This is a genomic window from Geobacillus sp. FSL W8-0026 (assembly GCF_037966255.1).
GTDB classification, from domain to species: Bacteria; Bacillota; Bacilli; order Bacillales; family Anoxybacillaceae; genus Geobacillus; species Geobacillus icigianus.
In genome coordinates this window covers 2,019,262-2,039,805 of sequence record NZ_CP150194.1, presented here as the reverse complement: position 1 = coordinate 2,039,805, position 20,544 = coordinate 2,019,262, and the positions used below count along the sequence as shown (strand labels likewise).

General features: G+C 55.9%; 21 protein-coding genes. 17 read left to right on the top strand and 4 right to left on the bottom strand.

Annotation, left to right across the window (positions count from 1 at the left end):
* Positions 1 to 113 precede the first annotated feature (113 nt).
* From NST29_RS10270 to thiE, 5 genes are all read left to right on the top strand, one after another.
* A complete protein-coding gene (locus NST29_RS10270; protein ID WP_172418537.1) occupies positions 114 to 1,793 on the top strand; it encodes a DUF6044 family protein in 1,680 nt (559 codons plus the stop codon).
* Between the two features lies 1 nt (position 1,794).
* Positions 1,795 to 2,823: a glycosyltransferase family 2 protein gene (locus tag NST29_RS10265; RefSeq protein WP_172418538.1), complete on the top strand. Its 1,029-nt coding sequence runs from the start codon at positions 1,795 to 1,797 to the stop codon at positions 2,821 to 2,823.
* 180 nt (positions 2,824 to 3,003) lie between these two features.
* Complete coding sequence (gene thiM, locus NST29_RS10260; RefSeq protein ID WP_339232991.1) at positions 3,004 to 3,813, top strand: hydroxyethylthiazole kinase; 810 nt, start codon at positions 3,004 to 3,006, stop codon at positions 3,811 to 3,813.
* A gap of 21 nt (positions 3,814 to 3,834) precedes the next feature.
* Positions 3,835 to 4,638 carry a bifunctional hydroxymethylpyrimidine kinase/phosphomethylpyrimidine kinase gene (thiD, locus tag NST29_RS10255; protein WP_033017729.1) on the top strand — a complete coding sequence of 268 codons (804 nt, stop codon included), beginning with the start codon at positions 3,835 to 3,837 and terminating at the stop codon, positions 4,636 to 4,638.
* Positions 4,639 to 4,643: 5 nt separating this feature from the next.
* Positions 4,644 to 5,309 (top strand): thiamine phosphate synthase, encoded by a 666-nt coding sequence (gene thiE, locus NST29_RS10250; RefSeq protein ID WP_033017730.1) that lies wholly within the window; start codon positions 4,644 to 4,646, stop codon positions 5,307 to 5,309.
* A 210-nt stretch (positions 5,310 to 5,519) separates the two neighbouring features.
* Here thiE and NST29_RS10245 read toward each other — a convergent pair whose 3' ends face one another.
* Positions 5,520 to 6,515, bottom strand: a complete 996-nt coding sequence (locus NST29_RS10245) for an acyltransferase family protein (protein ID WP_033017732.1) — start codon at positions 6,513 to 6,515, stop codon at positions 5,520 to 5,522.
* A 69-nt stretch (positions 6,516 to 6,584) separates the two neighbouring features.
* On the opposite strand from NST29_RS10245, the gene NST29_RS10240 reads away from it, so the two are divergent.
* The 3 genes from NST29_RS10240 (at position 6,585) to NST29_RS10230 (ending at position 7,706) form a co-directional block, all read left to right on the top strand.
* Complete coding sequence (locus tag NST29_RS10240) at positions 6,585 to 6,734, top strand: hypothetical protein (RefSeq protein WP_156102726.1); 150 nt, start codon at positions 6,585 to 6,587, stop codon at positions 6,732 to 6,734.
* 38 nt (positions 6,735 to 6,772) lie between these two features.
* Complete coding sequence (locus NST29_RS10235) at positions 6,773 to 6,943, top strand: twin-arginine translocase TatA/TatE family subunit (protein WP_033017733.1); 171 nt, start codon at positions 6,773 to 6,775, stop codon at positions 6,941 to 6,943.
* 187 nt (positions 6,944 to 7,130) lie between these two features.
* The gene (locus NST29_RS10230) at positions 7,131 to 7,706 is read left to right on the top strand and encodes a YitT family protein (RefSeq protein WP_033017748.1); all 576 of its coding nucleotides are present in this window, start codon (positions 7,131 to 7,133) and stop codon (positions 7,704 to 7,706) included.
* A 192-nt stretch (positions 7,707 to 7,898) separates the two neighbouring features.
* Here NST29_RS10230 and NST29_RS10225 read toward each other — a convergent pair whose 3' ends face one another.
* Complete coding sequence (locus tag NST29_RS10225; protein ID WP_033017749.1) at positions 7,899 to 9,272, bottom strand: S8 family peptidase; 1,374 nt, start codon at positions 9,270 to 9,272, stop codon at positions 7,899 to 7,901.
* A gap of 206 nt (positions 9,273 to 9,478) precedes the next feature.
* Complete coding sequence (locus NST29_RS10220) at positions 9,479 to 10,627, bottom strand: histidine kinase N-terminal domain-containing protein (protein ID WP_051985032.1); 1,149 nt, start codon at positions 10,625 to 10,627, stop codon at positions 9,479 to 9,481.
* 363 nt (positions 10,628 to 10,990) lie between these two features.
* On the opposite strand from NST29_RS10220, the gene cysK reads away from it, so the two are divergent.
* From cysK to NST29_RS10205, 3 genes are all read left to right on the top strand, one after another.
* Positions 10,991 to 11,914 carry a cysteine synthase A gene (gene cysK, locus NST29_RS10215; protein ID WP_033017751.1) on the top strand — a complete coding sequence of 308 codons (924 nt, stop codon included), beginning with the start codon at positions 10,991 to 10,993 and terminating at the stop codon, positions 11,912 to 11,914.
* Positions 11,915 to 12,123: 209 nt separating this feature from the next.
* Positions 12,124 to 13,284: an AbrB family transcriptional regulator gene (locus tag NST29_RS10210; RefSeq protein ID WP_033017752.1), complete on the top strand. Its 1,161-nt coding sequence runs from the start codon at positions 12,124 to 12,126 to the stop codon at positions 13,282 to 13,284.
* A gap of 48 nt (positions 13,285 to 13,332) precedes the next feature.
* On the top strand, positions 13,333 to 13,971 hold the full coding sequence (locus NST29_RS10205) for a Bax inhibitor-1/YccA family protein (protein ID WP_031409863.1): 639 nt from the start codon (positions 13,333 to 13,335) through the stop codon (positions 13,969 to 13,971).
* 57 nt (positions 13,972 to 14,028) lie between these two features.
* On the opposite strand, the gene NST29_RS10200 is transcribed toward NST29_RS10205, so the two are convergent.
* Positions 14,029 to 14,223, bottom strand: coding sequence for a hypothetical protein (locus NST29_RS10200; protein WP_033017734.1), 195 nt, complete (start codon positions 14,221 to 14,223; stop codon positions 14,029 to 14,031).
* Between the two features lie 16 nt (positions 14,224 to 14,239).
* On the opposite strand from NST29_RS10200, the gene NST29_RS10195 reads away from it, so the two are divergent.
* The 6 genes from NST29_RS10195 (at position 14,240) to NST29_RS10170 (ending at position 20,534) form a co-directional block, all read left to right on the top strand.
* On the top strand, positions 14,240 to 14,413 hold the full coding sequence (locus NST29_RS10195) for a hypothetical protein (protein WP_200878260.1): 174 nt from the start codon (positions 14,240 to 14,242) through the stop codon (positions 14,411 to 14,413).
* Between the two features lie 63 nt (positions 14,414 to 14,476).
* Complete coding sequence (locus NST29_RS10190; RefSeq protein WP_033017735.1) at positions 14,477 to 15,271, top strand: hydroxypyruvate isomerase family protein; 795 nt, start codon at positions 14,477 to 14,479, stop codon at positions 15,269 to 15,271.
* The gene (locus NST29_RS10185) at positions 15,268 to 16,164 is read left to right on the top strand and encodes an NAD(P)-dependent oxidoreductase (RefSeq protein WP_033017736.1); all 897 of its coding nucleotides are present in this window, start codon (positions 15,268 to 15,270) and stop codon (positions 16,162 to 16,164) included. Before NST29_RS10190 ends, NST29_RS10185 begins: the two co-directional genes overlap by 4 nt.
* Positions 16,165 to 16,405: 241 nt before the next feature.
* Positions 16,406 to 17,728, top strand: coding sequence for an FAD-binding oxidoreductase (locus tag NST29_RS10180; protein ID WP_033017738.1), 1,323 nt, complete (start codon positions 16,406 to 16,408; stop codon positions 17,726 to 17,728).
* Positions 17,728 to 19,089, top strand: coding sequence for a (Fe-S)-binding protein (locus tag NST29_RS10175; RefSeq protein ID WP_108209726.1), 1,362 nt, complete (start codon positions 17,728 to 17,730; stop codon positions 19,087 to 19,089). The genes NST29_RS10180 and NST29_RS10175 overlap by 1 nt, the downstream gene beginning before the upstream one ends.
* Entirely contained in the window at positions 19,086 to 20,534 is a 1,449-nt protein-coding gene (locus NST29_RS10170) for an FAD-linked oxidase C-terminal domain-containing protein (RefSeq protein WP_033017741.1), read from the top strand. The genes NST29_RS10175 and NST29_RS10170 overlap by 4 nt, the downstream gene beginning before the upstream one ends.
* The last annotated feature ends 10 nt before the right edge of the window (positions 20,535 to 20,544 follow it).

Here is a 20,544-nt window from a genome sequence, read left to right as displayed (position 1 = left end):
GAGCCGCCAGCGGGGTTTTATTTGACACCCGTTTTTTTCCACCATCATGAATAATTTTCCTGATGTGTTGAAAAATAAGGAAAGACATGAGCCGGGCGAAAGGAGGAGAAAAGGTGCCGGCGATTGAAAAGCGACTCCTGTTCTTCTCACTGCTTGCCATCGCCTTGTACGTGTCGCCGTATTTTGTCCTCGGTGAAGATGCCCATCTGCGCGTTCACGACAATTTGGACTCGAACATCGCTTGGTATAAAGTGCTCGCCCGCAGCGGCGAATTGTTCGGGCCGGTCGATGGGATCATTCCGCAAATCATGAACGGGCTGCCGCGCAACGCGTTCGGCACGGAATTCAGCGGCATCGTTTGGCTCCATGCGTTGTTTCCGTCCGTGTATGCCTACGGAATGAGCCAAGCGATCACTCGCGTTTTTGCGTTCATCGGCATGGATTTGTTGTTGAAAACGCATGTCTTGCCAGACCGGCGTTGGCTATGGATTCGCATCGGTGCTGCGTTGACGTTTGCGCTGACTCCGTTTTGGCCGTCGGGCATGTTAAGCACGCTCGGCATGCCGCTTGCGCTTTGGGCGTTTTTCAACATCCGCAACGGCGAGCGCTCATGGGTGAACTGGGCGGTGTTGACGTTCTTGCCGCTGTATTCCAGTTTTGTTCTCGGCTTTTTCTTTTTCTTAAGCGCGCTCGGTGTTTGGTGGCTTGTGGACGTCATCCGCGGCAAAGGCTGGAACTGGCGGTTTTTGGCGGCGATCGCCTATATGACAACGCTCTATTTGGCGGTCGATTACCGGCTCGTTCATTCGTTGTTGTTTTCTGATGAACCGACGAGCCGTGACGAGTATTTCCACGCCCGTTTGCCGCTTTGGCGCGTCATCCGCTTGACGTTCAAAAACTACGTGCTCGGGCACACGCATGTGATGACCGTGCATGGGCTTGTCATCTTGCCGGTGACGTTGATTGCCTTGTATTTCGTTTGGAAACGGAAGCGTTGGCGGCAGGAAACGACGTTTATCGTGCTGCACGTGCTGAACGTTGCCTTGTCTACGTGGTACGCGTTTTGGTTTTACAAAGGATGGCTGCCGCTCACCGAACGATTTGATTTGCTCGATAAGTTCAATTTTGCCCGCTATCATTTCTTGCGCCCGATGGTCATTTATGTCTTGTTTGCGATGGCGCTGAAAATTGTTTGGCAGGAAGGACGAAAGTGGCGGGCGGTCGGTGCGGCGGCCATCGGTTTGCAGCTGGTGGTGCTCATCTCGTACAACGAGCAAATCGTCTACCGAAATCAACCGTCGTTTCGCGAATTTTACGCCGAAAAGCAGTTTGCGGCCATCCGCGAGTATATCGGCCGCCCTGTGCATACATACCGCGTCGCCAGCATTGGCATCCATCCGGCGATCGCGCAATACAACGGCTTTTACACACTTGATACGTACAACAATTTCTATCCGTTGGAATATAAATACCGCTTCCGCCGCATCATTGCCAAAGAACTCGAAAAAAACAAAAAACTACGCGAGTATTTCGATGAGTGGGGCGGGCGCTGCTACTTGTTCGTCGATGAGCTCGGCAAGCGCTATATGTTTACGAAAAACTCGAAACGGACGATCCGCCATCTTGAATTGAACACGGAGGCGTTTTACGAGATGGGCGGGCGCTACATATTGTCGGCGCTGCCGATGGAAAACGCAGCGGAAAACGCCCTTCGGCTTGAACGGGTGTTCCGCTCTGATGAATCGGCTTGGACGATCTACTTATACAAAGTGGTGCGGGAAGGAGGAAGATGACATGTCTGACCCGATCTTGGCTATTGTGGTGCCGTGCTACAATGAGGAGGAAGTGCTGCCGGAGACGATCGGCCGCTTGCGGGCGTTGCGCGAAGAGCTGATCGAAGAGCGGCTCATTTCGCCAAAAAGTGCGCTCCTGTTCGTCGATGACGGCAGCCGCGACAGCACGTGGAAACTCATTTACAAGGCGAGCTTGCGCTACCCGGAAGTGAAGGGGCTGAAATTGGCGCGCAACGCCGGCCACCAAAACGCGCTGTTGGCCGGACTGTTTGCGGCGAAAGCGCACGCCGATTGCCTCGTTTCGATCGACGCTGACTTGCAAGACGATGTGTCGGCCATTCGCGAGTTTGTACAAAAGTTTCGCCAAGGCTATGATATCGTTTACGGCGTGCGCTGGCGGCGCGACACAGATACGTGGTTTAAACGCCATACCGCCCAAGGATTTTATCGGTTAATGAAGATGTTTGGCGTCGACCTCGTTTACAATCATGCCGACTACCGCCTCATGAGCCGCCGGGCGGTTGACGCGCTGGAACAGTTTGGGGAAGTGAACTTGTTTTTGCGCGGCATCGTCCCGCTCCTTGGCTTCCGGTCAACGGCCGTTTATTACAATCGGAAGGAGCGGCTGGCCGGGCAAACGAAATATCCGTTGAAAAAGATGATTTCGTTTGCTCTTGATGGAGTGACCTCGTTTAGCGTCACCCCGATTCGCTTTATTTCGCTCATTGGGTTGTTCTCTTTTGTCATCAGCCTCGCCTTTGGAGCCTACTTCCTTTTTCTTAAATGGGCCGGGCATACGGCGACAGGGTGGACATCGCTCATTACCTCCATTTGGCTGTTAGGCGGCTTGCAGCTGATGGCGCTCGGGCTGATCGGTGAATATATTGGGAAAATGTATAAAGAAACAAAACGGCGGCCGCGCTATATCGTTGATCTCGATCTGTGGAACTGGCCGCTCCCGCAGCGGCTATCATCGGCGGCCGATGAGCTCGAAGCGGTGAAACCGGCGGGAGGGCCGTTGAAGAAGTAGTAAATCAGGCGGTGTTGACAGCCGCTTTTTTTCTTTTCTTGCAATTGAAAAAAAGAAAGAGTAGACTGATGGATGGGACGAATGGCTGGCTTCGTTAGCAGGAAGATTGCTGTGATGTTGGCGCTGCTAAGCCGGAGACAGCGGTAAAAAGGTCGAGTGAAAAGGGGGATGGATTCGGGAATGAGCCATGGGTATGAAGGGGCGGAGCTGCTTGAGCGCGTGCGAAAAGCGAATCCGCTCGTCCACAATATCACGAATGTCGTCGTGACGAACTTTACGGCGAACGGACTCTTAGCGCTCGGCGCTTCGCCGGTGATGGCGTATGCGAAAGAGGAAGTGGCCGAGATGGCGAAGCTCGCCGGGGCGCTCGTGTTGAATATCGGAACGTTGAACGCGGCCGAAGTCGAGGCGATGCTTATGGCCGGGCGGGCGGCCAACGAGGCTGGCGTACCCGTCATTTTCGATCCGGTCGGTGTCGGAGCGACCAACTACCGAACGGAGACGGCGCGCTGTATCGCCGAACAGATCAAACTCGCGGTTGTACGCGGCAATGCGGCGGAGATCGCCAATATGATCGGTGAACCGTGGATGATTAAAGGGGTTGATGCCGGTCAAGGAAGCGGAGATGTGGTCGCTTTGGCCAAACGGGCGGCCGCCGAGCTTGGCACCGTCGTGGCGATTACGGGAAAAGAAGATGTCGTCACCGATGGGCAAGCCGTCTATGTGGTCGGCAATGGGCACCCGCTGCTGACGAAAGTGACAGGCACCGGCTGTTTGGCGACGTCGGTCATCGGAGCGTTTGCGGCCGTTGAGCGCGATGCGGTCAAGGCGGCGGTGGCGGCGCTTACGTATTATGGCGTTGCGGCGGAACGGGCGGCTGCGGAGGCGGGAGAGCGCGGCCCGGGCAGCTTCCAAGCAGCGTTTTTGGATGCGCTCGCGCATACGACAGCCGATGATGTGAAGCGTACCGGCCGGGTCGAACAACGGTAAGGGAAAAGGAGAGGAAGAACGATGACCGTCTATAAAGCGTTGACGATTGCTGGGTCGGACAGCGGTGGTGGCGCCGGCATTCAGGCCGACTTGAAAACGTTCCAAGAGCTCGGTGTCTTCGGCATGTCGGCGATTACGGCGGTGACCGCGCAAAATACGCTCGGCGTTCAAGGAGTTTATCCGCTCTCGGCGGAAGCCGTTGCCGCCCAAATCGAATCGGTGGCGACGGATTTAGGGGCAGATGCGGTCAAAACGGGTATGCTCTTTAGCGCTGAGATCATCCGCACCGTTGCCGAACAAGTGAAAAAGCATCAATGGGAGCGGGTGGTCGTCGACCCGGTGATGATCGCCAAAGGCGGTGCGCCGCTGTTGCAGGAAGAGGCGGTGGCGGCGCTGAAAGAGGCGCTGTTGCCGTTGGCGCTTGTCATTACGCCGAACATTCCGGAAGCGGAAGCGCTAACGGGTGTTGCGATCCGGACGATGGATGACCGTCGCGAAGCCGCGCGCCTTCTCCACCGCATGGGCGCCCGCTATGTCGTCGTGAAAGGCGGCCATGACGATGAGGGCGAGGAGACGGTTGACCTTTTGTATAACGGCAGCGAATTTTCGTATTTTAAAAGTAAGCGGATTGATACGCGTCATACGCACGGAACCGGCTGCACGTTCGCCGCAGCGGTGGCGGCTGAGCTGGCAAAAGGAAGACACCCGGTCGATGCCGTCGGGACGGCGAAAGCGTTTGTGCAATCAGCGATCGCCCATCCGCTCGGCATCGGCCATGGACACGGGCCGACGAATCATTGGGCTTACCGGCAATACGGGGAGTGAGGTCGATGGCGCGCATCGCGAGGGAGGAGATGAAAAAGCGGCTGGCCGTTTACTTCATTATGGGAAGCCAAAACAGCGAGCGGCCGGCTGTCGACGTGTTGAAAGAAGCGCTTGACGGCGGCGTGACGCTGTTTCAATTTCGCGAAAAGGGAGCGGGAGCTTTACAGGGGGCAGAAAAGGAAGCGCTGGCTCGGCAGCTGCAGCGGCTTTGCCGCGCGCATGGCGTGCCGCTGATCGTCAACGATGATGTCGAGCTGGCCATCGCCATTGATGCCGACGGCGTTCATGTCGGCCAAGACGATGAAGACGCCCGGCGCGTGCGGGAGAAGATCGGCGACAAAATTCTTGGCGTTTCCGCTCATAATGTCGAGGAGGCGAGAGCGGCCATTGAGGCGGGCGCCGACTACATCGGCGTCGGTCCGATTTATCCGACCCGCTCGAAAGAAGATGCGAACGAGGCGCAAGGACCGGAGATTCTCCGATCCTTGCGCGAACAAGGAATCGCGATTCCGATTGTCGCCATCGGCGGCATCACGGTTGACAATGCGCAAGCGGTCATTGAAGCCGGAGCGGACGGTGTGTCCGTCATTAGCGCCATCGCTTCCGCTTCGGAGCCAAAAGCGGTGGCGGCCGCGCTGGCCGCGGCGGTGCAAGCCGCCCGCTCGCGCTAAACCGGCGGCGAGACTGTTACAAGCGAGGGCGAGCTGAAAAATCGTCCGCCTTCACGAGCGACTCGTTCGAAGGAGTCAGCACGTATAGATGGCATGGAAAAAAGAGCGTCTCGATCCGTTGGGGGCGCTTTCAGTTCCTCGACCAACATGTTCGCCAAGAAGGCATGGAAAAGGGTGTCCCGATCTGTTGCGGGACACCCTTTTTGCACGCTATGACGCGGTCTGCCGCCACTTCGGCAGCCGCCATTCCAACAGCGGCCGCACGAGCCGGATGACCGGCTGGCTGCCGAGGATGAGCATCACGGCGATCGACAAGCCGAGCAGTAGCGGATAGCCGTGCACATCCATAATAAAATCCGGGAACGGCGTTTCGTGCAAATATTTTAAAATAAACCCGTGCAAGATATAGATGTAAAACGTGCGCGCCCCGAGCACGGAAAAGGAGAAGCGCCGGCTCGGGATGAGCGCCAGAAAGCTGAACATCATTACCAAGCTGGCCGCATAAATGACGAGGCGGTTCATGATGCCCGTCGGTTCGGAAACGCCGAGCGTATCGTACGATTTCGAACCATACAGCCAATCTTGCGGGAGGTCCGGAAAGCCGAAGTGAATCAGAAGGAACATTCCGACCAGCACCGCAAGGGAGACGAGACGCACAGGAACAGCGAACAAGCGCTCGATCAACGACTTTTGCGTGAAAAACCCGAGCAGAAAGAACGGAAAAAACGTGAGCGTTCGCGACAAGCTTAACCATTTTTCCGCTTCCATCATGCCGCCGGCAAGCCCAAGCAAAAGCGCGGCTGGCAGCGCCGCCCATTTTGGCAGCCGTCCGAACCAGAGCAACAAAACGTTCCAACTGAACAGGCTAAGCAAAAACCATAAGCTCCAATGCGGAGTCAATACGTCGAGTTCGAGCGACGATTGATCGTACAGGAAGAAATAGTAGATAGAGTAAAGAAACTGGAACAACAAGTACGGAAACAGCAGCTTTTTCATGATTTTCGGCAAGTAGCCTTGCTCATAGAATCGCTTAGCAAAGTAGCCGGAAATGAAGATGAATGCCGGCATATGGAAGAAGAAGATCCACGTATACAAGCTGTGCACCCATAAGACGCCGTCAATGTACGGGCGCAGAAAGTGGCCAAACACGACGAGGAGCATTAACGCGCATTTGGCGTTGTCAAAATAGTAATCCCGCTCCTTCATAGTGTTTCTCCTCCTTTCTGTATTACACGAATTCGAATGATCCTCTTTTTTTTGAGGGGAGTCAACGACATGGCCACTGTCCATGACATGAGTTTGCCACAGAAAGGTGATGATTGGGTGAAAAACGGTCGGCATGAAACCGAGGGTATGACGCAGCTGTTACAAATCATTAACGCCAAAGGGAAAGACGATGACATGCCTGACCTTGGTATGCTATAATATCTTGAGAAACGATGTTGGACATTGGAGTGACCAATATGAGTATCGGCTTTGGAGAAATTGCGCTCATCGTCTTTTTCGCTTTGTTGATGTTTGGTCCGCAAAAGCTGCCGGAATTAGGTCGGGCAGCCGGGAAGACGTTGCGTGAATTTAAAAACGCAACCAAAGGCATCATCGATGACGACGAGGAGACAAAAGCGCAAAAATAAGAGGCTAGGCCTTGACGCCTAGCCTCTTATTTTTCGTTCGCAAGCCGCTAAACGATCCGCCGTTTCTTCGCGCCGGCGCAGCAAAAAAGAGACAAACGTGGCCGGCAAAAGCCATATACATACTACTGGGACACGTTGTTCGTTTTGGGCTGGCCGAATGGCCAATGGGGCGGAGGGATCGACCATGGTGATGCGAAAACTGGCGGCAATCGTTGGGGGAAGCGTGCTGCTCGGCATCGGGATCAACGTTTTTTTCGTTCCCCATCATTTGCTTGACGGGGGGATGATCGGCCTTGGGCTGATCGTCAAATACGTCTGGCACGTTCAAGCGGGCTTGACGATGATCGTCTTAAGCGTTCCTCTTTATTTGGCGGCTTGGTTTTATTACCGTCCGTTTTTTTACAACAGTTTGCACGGCCTTCTTTTCTCCTCGTGGATGATCGATGTATTGTCGGGGTTGCGCGGCATTGTGACCGTAGACCCGCTCTTAGCCGCAGTCATCGGCGGGACGTTCGTCGGTATGGGCATCGGTGTGATGCTGCGCGAAGAGACGAGCACGGGCGGCACCGACTTGCTTGCCCAGTTTATTTCCAGATTGACGAACTGGAATGTGGGAGTCATTATCTTTGTTATTGATGCTTGCATTATTTCGGTCGGAAGCTTGCTCATCGATGCTGTGCCATTTGTTCACTCGCTTGTCGTTGTCACCGTTGTCGGCATTGTCACGACGATATTGACACATCAAAAAACGATGGGGAGGTAACAACGCCCCATCGTTTTTTGCGCCATTCAATGGTTGGCCGCACAGCGCAGGATGGCGGTGCTTAGAAGGCTGGTGATTTAACGGAGCACGCTGCTTTTCAACCCCGTTTCTCAAATAGAAAAGCTCTGCCGCATCAGGATCGTCTTTCACACGCTCCCCCTTGCTCAAGACAAACACCCGTTTTCCAGCTTCTTAGGAAGCGGAGGCTTTTGCCAGCTGAAGCGCACGGTAAACGTTAATCAACCCATAACCATAATACGGGTCTTTTCCGCGGTCGCCTAAATCGACGGCGCTCTGAATGATCACGCGGCGCACCTCGTCGTTGGTGAGGCGCGGGTTGATAGAGCGGATCAAAGCGGCGAGCGCGGCGACGTGTGGCGCGGCCATCGACGTGCCGGAAAGGGCGGCGTACCGGTGTCCGGCAAACGTGCTGGCAATGTTCGTCCCGGGCGCGACGACATCGACATAATCGCCATAGTTGGAGTACAACGCGTACGAAAGATCCGGGTCTACCGCCCCGACGCTGATCACTTCCGGGTAAGCGGCCGGAAAGCTCGGCTGGGACGTGCTGTCATTGCCGGAAGCGGCCACAAGGACGACATCGTGTTGATCGGCGTAACGAATCGCTTCCTCCAGCACCGAAGAAGGTTGGTAATTGCCAAGGCTCAAATTAATGACTTTGGCGCCGTGATCGACCGCCCAACGGATTCCTTTCGCCACGTCAATGCTTGTTCCATAGCCATCGGCGTTCAATGCCTTAACGGGCAGAATCGGGTTCAGCCAAGTCATGCCAGCAATCCCCTCGCCGTTGTTTGGCTGTGAGGCGATGATGCCAGCAACATGGGTGCCATGACCGTTTTCGTCTGCCGGCAAACGATCGTTGGCCAACACGTTGTACCCGGGACCGAGGCGGCGGGCCAAATCGGGATGAGTCAAATCGACGCCGCTGTCAATCACGGCGACAGGTACGGTTCGTCTGCCGCGCGACAACGTCCAACCCGCTTCCGTAGCAATGGCGGGCAAATTCCATTGATAGCGGGCGTAAAACGAATCGTTTGGCCTTTCCACTGCTTCTCGAAGGTCATTTTGCATGTAAATGTAGTTCGGTTCGCAATAGTCGACCGCTGGAATCGTGCGGAAATAGCGGCGCATCTCTTCATATGTCCGCTCGCGCGAACGGAAGACAAACACGTGATCAAACTGTTGAACAAGCCGTCCGGCAACGGCGGCCTCGATTTGCGCAAGCTCGCGATCGGTCGGCATCGTCCGGAAACGGACGATGATGTCGTTTGCAAAATAGTGGCTTCGGTCGCCGCGGCGGTTGTGGCGGATTTCCCGAATGCGCGGGTGCCCGTTCAATCGCTGTTTCAGCTGTTCGCCTGCGCTGAGACTGTCCAAGGTGACGACGGTCGGGTGAGTGCGCCTGTCTTTGGTGTCAAACGGCTCAAGCCGCGGTGGGGCCGGGGCGTTCTGTTCGGTCGCCGGCCGGTGGAAACTAATGGCGGCGATGACGACCAAAGCTGCGGCTGCACTCAAGACTGCCTCTCTCTTCCATCGGCGATGCATGGTGTTCACCTCCTCGTTTGTTTCCATCTTGAGCGCCAGCGAGTAAAATCGGTACGTCAAGCCGAGCCATGTCCGTTCAGACTGAACGGTATCAGGATGATGGCGGATCAGCTCAGCCAGCTCGGCGAATGAATGGGTTTCCTGACCAACCCATTCGCGAACGGCGCCTGCTGCCTGTTCCAACCAGCGCTTCCATTGCGATTTCATCAGCATCCCCTTTTTTCATCCATCATGCCCAATCGGAAGGGGGATGATGCAGGAAGACGAATCGAAAACGTTGTCCTATTGGCGTTGGAAAAGCAGCAAATATCCCCGCCATGGTCCGCGATGATGTTTTTGCAAATGTAAAGGCCGATGCCCGTTCCTAATTTTTTGGTCGTAAAAAACGGCTCAAAAATAGTCTCGACGATATCGGCGGGGATGGCCGGGCCGTTGTTGGCGATGTCAATGATGATATCCGCATCTTGACGGCGGGCGACAATTTCGATACGGCGCGGTTTTTCCTTTTCTTTTACCGCTTCGATCGAATTGAGCAAAATGTTGACTACGACTTGGCGAATCTGATCTTTATAGGCGAAAATATGTATCGATTCATCGATCGCCAACGAAATGTTTACATCGCAGTCGACGATCGTCGCGTATAAAAAGTCGATGATTTCCTCTAACAGTCGGCGCAGTGAAAACGTTTCCTTTTCACTTTCGACAATTTCTTTGCGTGAGGCATGCAGAAACTGTGAAATGCGAAATTTCAGCTGCTGCAATTCATGGTCGATAATGTCTAAGTAGGGAAGATCGGGATGTTCAAACTTTAGCAGCTGAATGAACCCGATAACAGCGGTCAATGGGTTGCGAAATTCATGGACAAAGCTCGATGACATTTGCCCGAGCAAGGTCAGTCGGTCTTGATGCGACCGGGCAATGAGCATGTTTTTTTCGCGCAGCTCCTTCTCTTTTAGTTCGCTGTATTTCGTGACGGCATGAAACAAAAATTGGTCAAACAGTTCGTTTAAATGGCCGATGAGCGGTGCGAGCGCGCTGATGGATAGCGGCGCGGTCAACGCATGATGGATGACGAGCCGCCGACCTAGATTGACATTGTAGACGAGCGCGCCGATGCCGGCGTTCATTTCTGCCCGTTCCTTGGCGATTTTGTTGGCTAGGCACTCCACTGCCTCGCTGGACGGCGAACGGAGCAGCGCCTCTTTGACAAGTTCAAATACGGCTAGTCCGTTTTGCTCGGCAAGATCGATATATTTATCATCTTTGGCAATTTTCATCTGTTGCCGCCATTCGACCAGAAAGCAGGGCAACTGGGCTTCCAAATGGGTGACGAGCTGCTGTGCGATCGTTGCCAAAAAGGCCACCTCACTTTCGATCACGTGCTGTTACTTTCATTATAAGAGGGAACATCGGCCGAGAACAGGGGGAAAATCGTCTGTGCGCTGCGCACGGCACTTTGGCGACAAAGCAGGGGGAAGGTGGTGATATAAGGAAGCAGGCCGCTTACCAACCTCGTTTCTCAAATCGAAAAACCCTGTCGCATCAGAATGGCCTTTCACACCTTCCCCCATCGTTTAAAAGAAACATCCGTTTTTCACGAGCCATAGGGGAATGTCTATGTCCGCTGCCATGAAACAGCGCCGATGGTTTGAATAAACAAGGACGCATCATGTATAATGAAACAGTCAGAAATCTCTTTCAAAAGGTTGGGGAATGCTGTGAAACTGTATGAGTCCATTTTGGATTTGATCGGCGGCACGCCGATGGTCAGGCTGCGCCGCCTTCCGGACCCGAACGGGGCGGATGTATACATAAAGCTTGAATCGTTTAACCCAGGTGGCAGTGTCAAAGATCGGCCGGCTTGGGAAATGATCCGCCGCGCCGAGGCGGAAGGGAAAATTGCGCCGGGAAAAAGCACGATCATTGAACCGACATCTGGCAACACCGGCATCGGCTTGGCGATGGTGTGCGCCGCCCGCGGGTATCGCTGCATCATCACGATGCCGGAGAACGCGACGGTCGAGCGGGTGAAAATTTTAAAGGCGTACGGGGCCGAAGTCTATTTGACGCCGGCGGAGAAACGGATGCAAGGAGCGATCGATGAGGCGAACCGGCTCGCCCGCGAAATTCCGGACAGCTTCATCCCGATGCAGTTTGAAAATCCGGCCAATCCGGACGCGCATCGGCATACGACGGCGGTGGAAATTTACGAAGCGTTCGCTGGGCGGCTCGATGCGTTCGTGCTCACCGCCGGCACCGGGGGAACGGTGACGGGAACAGGAGAAGAATTGAAAAAGCGGATCCCGAATTTGCGCATTTATGTCGTTGAACCGTACGGCTCGCCCGTCTTGTCGGGCGGCAAGCCGGGGCCGCACAAAATTCCCGGCACGGGTCCGGGGTTTATCCCGAAAATTTTAAACCGCTCGATTTATGATGACATTTTTTTGATCAAAGATGAGGATGCCCAGCAGATGGCGCGCAAACTGGCGGCGAAGGAAGGCGTGTTGGTCGGCGCTTCGGCCGCGGCGAGCGCCTATTACGCCATCAAAGTGGCCGAGCAGCTCCCGAAAGGCGCCCGCGTCCTTTGCATGGCGCCGGACTCCGGCGAGCGGTATTTGTCATCTGATTTATTTGCCGATTAAGCGAAGGGCGCAAAAGATGACGGCACGTTTCCTTGCCGTTCGTGGGCAAGCGAAGAATTCCTCTCCGCCAAACAGGAGAGGAATGTTTTTGTTTGCCGTTTCTTCGTTTATCAATCGTAAAGCGGCTGTTGCTGTCCCTTTTTGCCCAAGCGCCGCCCTCAAATCGTTCGGTAACGGTCGCTCACTAAAGGCGGAGGGAAGTGTTCCATTTGGCTTCGGGAGGACAACAAGGGAAGAACAACCTGATGCGCATCGCCTTGACGTTTGTGATCGCAGCGTCAGGCGGCATCGGATTTGCACTTTTGCGCGTCCCGCTTCACTGGGTGCTTGGTCCGGCGGCGGTGTTGCTGATAGCGGAGCATTTTTTGAAAGGCAAGCTGTATTGGCCGATGGCGATTCGCAACGCCGGGCTCATCCCGATCGGCTATACGCTCGGCACATCGATGACGGCGGCGACGCTCGCTGAGATGGGCCGACAGCTGCCGTCAATGTTGTTGGCGACAGTGTTGATTTTATTGTTTAGCTTTCTGCTCTCTTGTGCGGCGGCGCGCATAACCGGCATTCCGCTCCGCTCGATCGTCACCGGCAGCATCCCTGGCGGGTTGTCGCAAATGCTCGTTCTCGGCGAAGAGCTAAAAGGAGTCGACATAACGGTCGTGACGCTCTTTCAAGTGACGCGCCTTATGGGCGTTGTCTTTCTTGTTCCGCTTATCGCTTTAGGCCCGATGTTTTCCGGCAGCTCCGGAGCGGCTGCGGATGCTGGAACCGAGCAAGGGCCGGATTGGACGGTGGGCCTTGCTTTATTGTATTTCATCGTTACCGTTGCCGGCGCACTCGTTGGCAAGCGCCTAAAACTGCCGACCGCGTATTTGCTTGGCCCGATCATCGGGACGGCGGCGCTGGTGATCGCTGGGGTGCCGGCGCCGGACTTGCCGGCGCCGATATTGGACATCGCGCAAATGACGATGGGGGCGTATCTCGGTTTCACGCTTAAGCCGGCTGGTATGAAGGAGAAACGGAACATGATGCTTGCGGCGGCTTCCACCGGTTTTTTCCTTATTTTGTTTTCTATGGCTTCCGCGTTTGTGCTGACAAGCTGGCACGGTGTCCCTTATTTGACCGCCTTCATCGCTTTGGCGCCAGGCGGCATGGATCAGATGGGGATTTTGGCGCAGGAAGCGCGCGCGAGCCTTGCGATCGTGACGAGCTACCAAATGTTCCGCATTTTCTTCATCCTGTTCGTCGTCCCGCCAGTGCTGAAAAAACTGTTCGCGACCCGCTGGTTTCAACGGATCGAACGTTGGCCAATGCGGGGCGGCGGAGAAGGATGGCGCGATGGCTATGGCGGCGGAAAAAAGAGGGGACTGTGACAAGAAACAAACATATGTTAAACTAGAAAGAAAAAGGAGGGGGTTGCCATGAATCATTCGACCGTTTATCGTCCGCACAGCCCGGTGGCGAAGTTGGCGGTTTCATTTCTCGCGGCGTTGGCCGTCGCGACCGCAGGGCTGTACGCCGGGCAATGGGTGCCGGCCGGCCTTTATTTGCCGCTTTATGCGCTTGAACTCATTTTGCTTTTGGTGATGATCTTCGCCCGCAGCAAAAAAGCGGTCGGCTATCCGCTCATGTTTGCCTTTATGTTTGTCTCGGGGGCGACGCTTTATCCGCTCATCGGCTATTACATTTCCATCATCGGCGCGGCGGCGGTGTTCAAAGCGTTTGCCCTAGCGGTGGTCTCGTTTACGGGCGTTGCCATTTACGCGGCGCGAACGAAAGAAGATTTTTCGTTCCTCGGCGGATTTTTGATGCTTGGCGCGTTTGCGCTCCTTGGCTTGTTGATCATTCAATGGTTCATCCCGTTCTCGAGCGTCGGGCAAATGGGAGTGGCGGCGTTAGGGATTTTGATTTTCCTTGGCTTTACGATTTACGACATCAACCGTTTGGCCCGCTATGGCTTTACGGAAGCGGACATTCCGATGATTGTCGTCAATATTTACCTTGATTTCATCAACTTGTTTGTCTACATTTTGCGTTTTTTCGCCAGCGATGACGATTGAGCATCGAAAAGGGCTGCCAAAAGGAGCAGCCCTTTTTTTCTATGACGAGGGCACGGATCAAAGCGGCAAGTCGCGCTTGGCAAACAGGCCAATCCCTGCCGTATAGCCGAGGGTGCCGAGCGCGAATAACAACAGGGAGACAGGGAGCCATTCCGCTTGGCCTTGGGCGATGTTTCCAGGCTCGAAGGCGGCAAAGATCGATCCATATCGGAGCCATTCGGCTTTCTCGGCCAGCTTGCCGATGAGATCCAAGCTGTAAAACAGAACGGTGGCTCCGCCGGATAACGACAGCGCTCGTTTTTCGTCATTCGAGGCGCTGTTGCTTTACTTGAACGGATGGCGGGAGCTGTCGGAAAAAATTCCCCCTTCCTTGTATAACGAGCGATTGGTCGAAGACATGGTGCGGCTCTTTTTTTACGGTGTGAAAGGGGAGACGCGGTGAAGCAGGAATCGGCGGGGAGTGAGGAGAATAACAAAAAAGAACAAAGGGGGAAGGAGTCACAGGATGAAGTTTGCCGTCAATGTATCGACCGTGTTTACGGAGACGCCGTTTCTCGCCCGGTTTGCCAAGGCAAGGCAGCACGGATTTTCATTGGTAGAGTGCCAGTTTCCGTATGCGGCGGCGCCGGAGGCGATTGCTTGTGAGTTGGCAGCACACGAACTGTCGCTTCTGTTGATCAATTTGCCAGCGGGCGATTGGGAAAAGGGGGAGCGCGGACTCGCGATTTTTCCCGATCGTCATGAAGCGTTTCAGCGGGCGCTGGAAGAGGGGCTGCGCTATGCGGTTGAGCTTGGCGTGCCGCATCTTCATTGCATGGCTGGAGTTGTGCCGAAGGAGATGGCGCGCGAGCAGGCGAAGGAAACGTATATGCGCCGCATCGACGAAGCGGCAGCAGCGCTTGCGGTTCATGGGTTGACGCTGATGATTGAACCGATCAATCCGTTCGATATGCCCGGCTACTTTTTAACGGACATTGCCGAAGCAGCGGCGATCATCCGCGATCTCGGCCGGCCGAACATCAAGCTGCAGTATGACATCTATCATATGGCGCGGCTTGGCTTCGATGTGGCGGCCACGTTTGCTGCTTACGAGCCGCTCATTGCCCATGTCCAATTCGCCGATGCCCCCGGGCGGCACGAGCCGGGGACGGGGGCGCTGCCGTATCGCGAGATGTTCGCCTTTTTGCAAAAGCGCGGCTACAATGGAGCGATTGGCCTTGAGTACATTCCATCGCGGGAAAGCAGCGAAAGTTTGGGCTGGTATGAGGAATATCGTCGTCAGGAAGGAGGAGGACGATGATACGCGTCGGCTTTATCGGCTTGGGCGTGATGGGCTCGCGCATGGCCAGACGCCTGCTGGAAGCGGGATTCAATGTCACGGTGTACAACCGTACGCCAGAAAAAGCGGTTCCGCTTGTCAACCTTGGTGCCCGACAGGCGGCGACAGTGGCAGAACTGGCCGGCGGGGCGGATGTCATTTGCACATGCTTGTCGATGCCGGATGATGTCATCAATATGTACACAGGGGAAGGCGGCATTCTCGAGGCGGCCCGTCCGGGAACGGTTTGCCTCGATTTTACAACCGTAGGCCCCAAGACGAGCCGGCTTGTGGCCGAACAGGCCCGTCAGCGCGGCGTCGCCTATTTGGATGCGCCGGTCAGCGGCGGGCCGGAAGGGGCGGAACAAGGAACGCTCACGATGATGGTCGGCGGCGATCAAGCGGCGTGGGAGCAGGTGCGCCCGCTGCTTGGCGCGTTGGGAAAAACGGTCGAATATTTAGGAGAAAGCGGCGCCGGCAGCGCAGCCAAAGCGATCAACCAGTACTTGGTCGCCGTCCATTCGGTCGCCGCGGCGGAAGCGATGGTCGCCGGCGTCGCTTACGGGCTCGACGCCGGGAAGCTGTATCGGCTATTAAAAGAAAGCTACGGAGACAGCCGGATGCTGCGCCGCCATATGGAGCAGTTTGTGCTGCCGCGTCGATTCACTCCCGGCGGGGCGGTGAAATACGTACATAAAGACGTGCGCTTGGCGAACGAGTTGATGGATGAAATCGGCCTCGGCCGCCGGCTCGGCATTCCAGCAGAAAAAGCGTTTGCCGAAGCCATCGCCGCCGGACTGGCCGATTTGGATATGTCAGCCGTCATCCAGCTGCTCGAGCAGCGAGTTGGCGTGATGGTGAAAGAGACAGAATGAACAAAATGATCGTCAAATTCAAAAAATTCATTGAAAAAATGGAGGCGCGATGATTTAATAGAAGTAGAGGGGGCTGGCCCCAAAAGGTTGTTTGGGGCGAAACCGCCTGTCGATATGACGGGGATCAGAAAAGGTGTCCGATCCTCTCGGGACGCTCTTCCTGATGAAGAAAGCGGTTCGCTTTTTTTTTTACAGATAAAAAGAAACGGTGTTTCCTATTACGAAACAAAGGAGGGCGCTCATGCTTTCATTGGCATGGATTGAGGAGCTGCAGGCGTTTTTGCATCCGGAACAAATCAAACGGAATGAAACGTTCCATCCCCTTGGCAATGATGGGGCGGTGACGGTCTATCCACAAACAGAGGAAGAAATCGCTGCGGTGCTCCGCTATGCCGACCGCCATGGCAAAAAAGTCGCCATCGCCGGACGCGGCACAAAACGGGGCTTTGGCGGGCAGCGGGCGCAGGCGGACATCTTGCTGTCGTTGGAACGCTATGCCGGCATTGTCGAACACGCGGCCGCCGATATGACGGTCACGGTCAAAGCAGGAACGGTGTTTGGCGAGTTGCAGCGCGCGCTCGCTCCGTATCGGCAAAAGGTCGCCTTGGACCCGTTTTGGCCGGAGGAAGCGACGATCGGCGGGGTCATTGCCGCGAACGACAGCGGTCCGAAGCGGCTCGGCTATGGGTCAGCGCGCGATTCGGTCATCGGGCTGCGCGTCGTCTATCCGGACGGCACGGTCATCCGTTCCGGCGGCAAAGTGGTGAAAAACGTCGCCGGTTATGACATGAACAAACTGTTTATCGGGGCGATGGGGACGCTCGGCGTGCTGAGCGAGATTACGTTCAAGCTCCGGCCGTTGGCGAAATATGAAAGCGTTGTGCTGTTGTCGTTTCCAAGCGGCGATCTTCATGACATTCGCTCGTTCGCCGTTTCGTTCCTTGATACGATGATGGAGCCGGTTTGTTTTGAACTGCTCAACCCGGCGCTTGCCGAGCGGCTGACAGGACGACCGGTTTATACGCTTGTGATCGGGTTTGAAGATGTGGAAAGCGCCGTTCATTATCAAGAGCAGTGGGTCGAACGCCTGCGGCCGCAAACAGCGGAAATGGCCGTTTTCGCCGGCACGGAGGCTTCCGCCTTTTGGCGGACGTTTTATACCGTGGCGCCAAACGGGCGTCTGGCGCCGGCAGAAAACGGTGTGGAAGCGGCAGTGAAAATCGGGGTTGTCAACTTGGATGTGCTCTCTGTCTTGCGAGAAAGCGCTTTAATTGCGGACCGCTGCCATGTCCGCCTCGAAGCGCACGGCGGTTTGAGCCATGGGCTTTGTCAGGCGTACGTGCGCGGCGGCGAAAAGGACGTGTTGACGGCGATCGAGGAGCTGCGTCAAACGGCAGTTCGCCTCGGCGGCTACGCGGTGGTGAAACATTTGCCGTTTTCGCTGCGCCAGCGCATCGATGTCTGGGGCGCCAAGCCATCGTACGTTTTCTTGCTTGAGGGCATCAAACGGAAAGTCGATCCAAACAAAACGGTCAACGATCAGCGCTTTATTGGGGGGATTTAATGATGAACGCCATGACAAGTGAGCGGACGGGCAGTCCGGCGTGTGCGACCGCGAGCCTTGGCAACTACCGGTTCGCCGATTTGCCCGACCCAAGCAAGTGGGCCGATTGCGTCCATTGCGGCATGTGTTTAGAGTCGTGCCCGACGTACGAACAAACCGGCCAAGAGCAGCACTCCCCGCGCGGCCGCGTCCATTTGATGAAGTCGGTCGGGGAAGGAAAGCTTGATTTAACGCCGGATTTGCTTGACCCGATTTTTACGTGCTTGGATTGCCGCGCCTGTACGACGGCTTGCCCGGCCGATGTCGACGTTGGCGGTCTGATTGAACAAGTGCGCGGCCAGCTTCGCCAGGCGGTGCCGCTTACAGGCTGGAAGGCGTTTGTCAGCGACTTTTTCTTAAAAGGGGTGTTCCCGCACCCGTCGCGCCTTGATTGGCTGGGCCGCTTGTTGAAGCTGTACCAAAAAAGCGGGCTGCAGACAGTGGCGCGCAAAACCGGATTGCTGCGGGTGATGCCGGACCATTTGGCGGAGATGGAGGCCGTTTTGCCCGAGGTCGGCACGCCGGTGCGGAAAAAGTATAAGCGCGCGCCGCTCATCAAGGCGAAGGGGGAAACAAAGCGGACGGTCGCGATCTTGACCGGTTGCGTGATGGACGTGATGTTTAGCGACATTAACGAGGCGACGATCCACGTATTGGCGCGAAACGGCAACGACGTCGTCATCGTGCCGAACCAGACGTGCTGCGGGGCGCTTCATGTGCATGCCGGCGACCGCGAAACGGGCCGGAAGCTCGCCAAGCAAAACATCGAGGCGTTTCAGCATGTCGACCATGTCATTGTCAACGCCGCCGGCTGCGGCTGCATGTTGAAAGAATATCCGGAACTGTTCCGCGACGATCCGGAATGGCATGAAAAAGCAGAGCAATTTGCCGCCAAAGTCGAGGATGTGTCAAAGTTTCTGCATGATACCGGTTTTGAGCGGCCGCGAGCCGAACTGAACGTGCGCCTCACGTACCATGATGCGTGCCACCTTGCCCACGGCCAAGGCATCCGCCAAGAGCCGCGCGCCTTGCTTGAAAGCATTCCGGGGGTGGAAATGGTTTCCATGCCGAACACCGACCGCTGCTGCGGCAGTGCGGGCATTTACAACATCACCCATCCGGAGATGGCGCAAGCGGTGCTGGAGAGCAAAATGCAACAGGTGCCGCAAGAGGTGGAACTCATCTCGATGGGCAACCCGGGCTGCATGCTGCAAATGGCGCTTGGCGTCATGAAACATGGCCGAACCCAAAAAATCGTCCATACGGTGCAGCTGCTCGATTGGGTGTATCAAAAAGAAGAAGGGAAGGACGTGCGCATATGAGAAAGCGGCCGATTGCAACGAACGATCCGCACATTCAGGCGCTCGCCGGCATCGTCGGCGAAACGGCGATTTTGTACCGCAAGGAAGACTTGATTGCCTATGACTGCGACGGGTTCACCGTCCACCGCCATTTGCCAAAGGCCGTTGTCTTTCCAAACAGCACTGAGGAAGTGGCGGCAATCGTCAACTATTGCCATAAGCATGACCTTCCGTTTCTCGCCCGCGGCGCCGGCACGGGGCTAAGCGGCGGAGCGATTCCGTTAAACGGCGAAGTCGTCATCAGCTTAACGCGGATGAAGCGGCTGTTGCATGTGGACTTGGAAAATCGCCGCGCCGTTGTCGAACCGGGGTTTGTCAATTTGAAGCTGACGAACTCGGTCGCCCACCGCGGCTATTACTACGCGCCCGACCCGTCAAGCCAATATTGCTGCACGATCGGCGGCAACGTCGCCGAAAACGCCGGCGGCGCCCATTGCTTGAAATATGGGGTGACGACGAACCATATTTTAGGGCTTGAAGTCGTCTTGCCAACCGGCGAGGTGATTGAAATCGGCGGAAACGGCGTCCCCGATCCGCCCGGCTACGATTTGCTCGGGCTGCTGACCGGGTCGGAAGGGACGCTTGGCATCGTGACGAAAATTACCGTCCGCCTGTTGAAAAATCCTGAGGCGAAACAGACGGTGCTCGCTTATTTTAATGAAGTCGAAGACGCGAGCCAAACCGTTTCCGACATCATCTCCGCCGGGATCGTGCCGGCGGCGCTCGAGATGATGGATCAAACCGCCATCGAGGCGGTCGAAGCGGCCGCGTTTCCGGTCGGGCATCCGAAAGACATCGCCGCGCTGTTGCTCATTGAAGTGGATGGCATTTCCGCTGGAATCGACGAACAAATCAACGATATTTTAACGATTTGCCGCCGCCATCGTGTGCGCGAAGTGAAAGTCGCTCAGTCAGAGGAAGAACGAGCCCGCTGGTGGGCGAATCGGAAAACTGGCTTTGGCGCCATGGGGGCGATCTCGCCTGACTATTTAGTGCAGGATGGCGTCATTCCGCGCAGCCGGCTGCCGGAAGTGCTGCGGGAAATCGCCGCGATCAGCCGCAGGTATGGGTTGAGAATCGCCAACATTTTCCACGCCGGCGACGGCAATTTGCACCCGCTTGTGCTGTTTGACGCGAGCAAGCCTGGGGAGACGGAGCGGGCGCTTGCCGCCGGAAGCGAATGCCTCAAGGCGTGCGCGGCGGTCGGCGGATCGATTACCGGGGAACATGGCGTTGGCATTGAGAAAAAAGAAGAGATGCGCTTCATTTTCACGGACGAGGAAATTTTGGCGCAAACGGCGCTCCGCGACGTGTTCAATCCAAAAAACTTGCTCAACCCCGGCAAGCTGTTTCCGACCCCGGGGCGGTGCGTCGAGACGAAACAAGCGCCATTGCCAGTCAAATGAAAATGTTGCA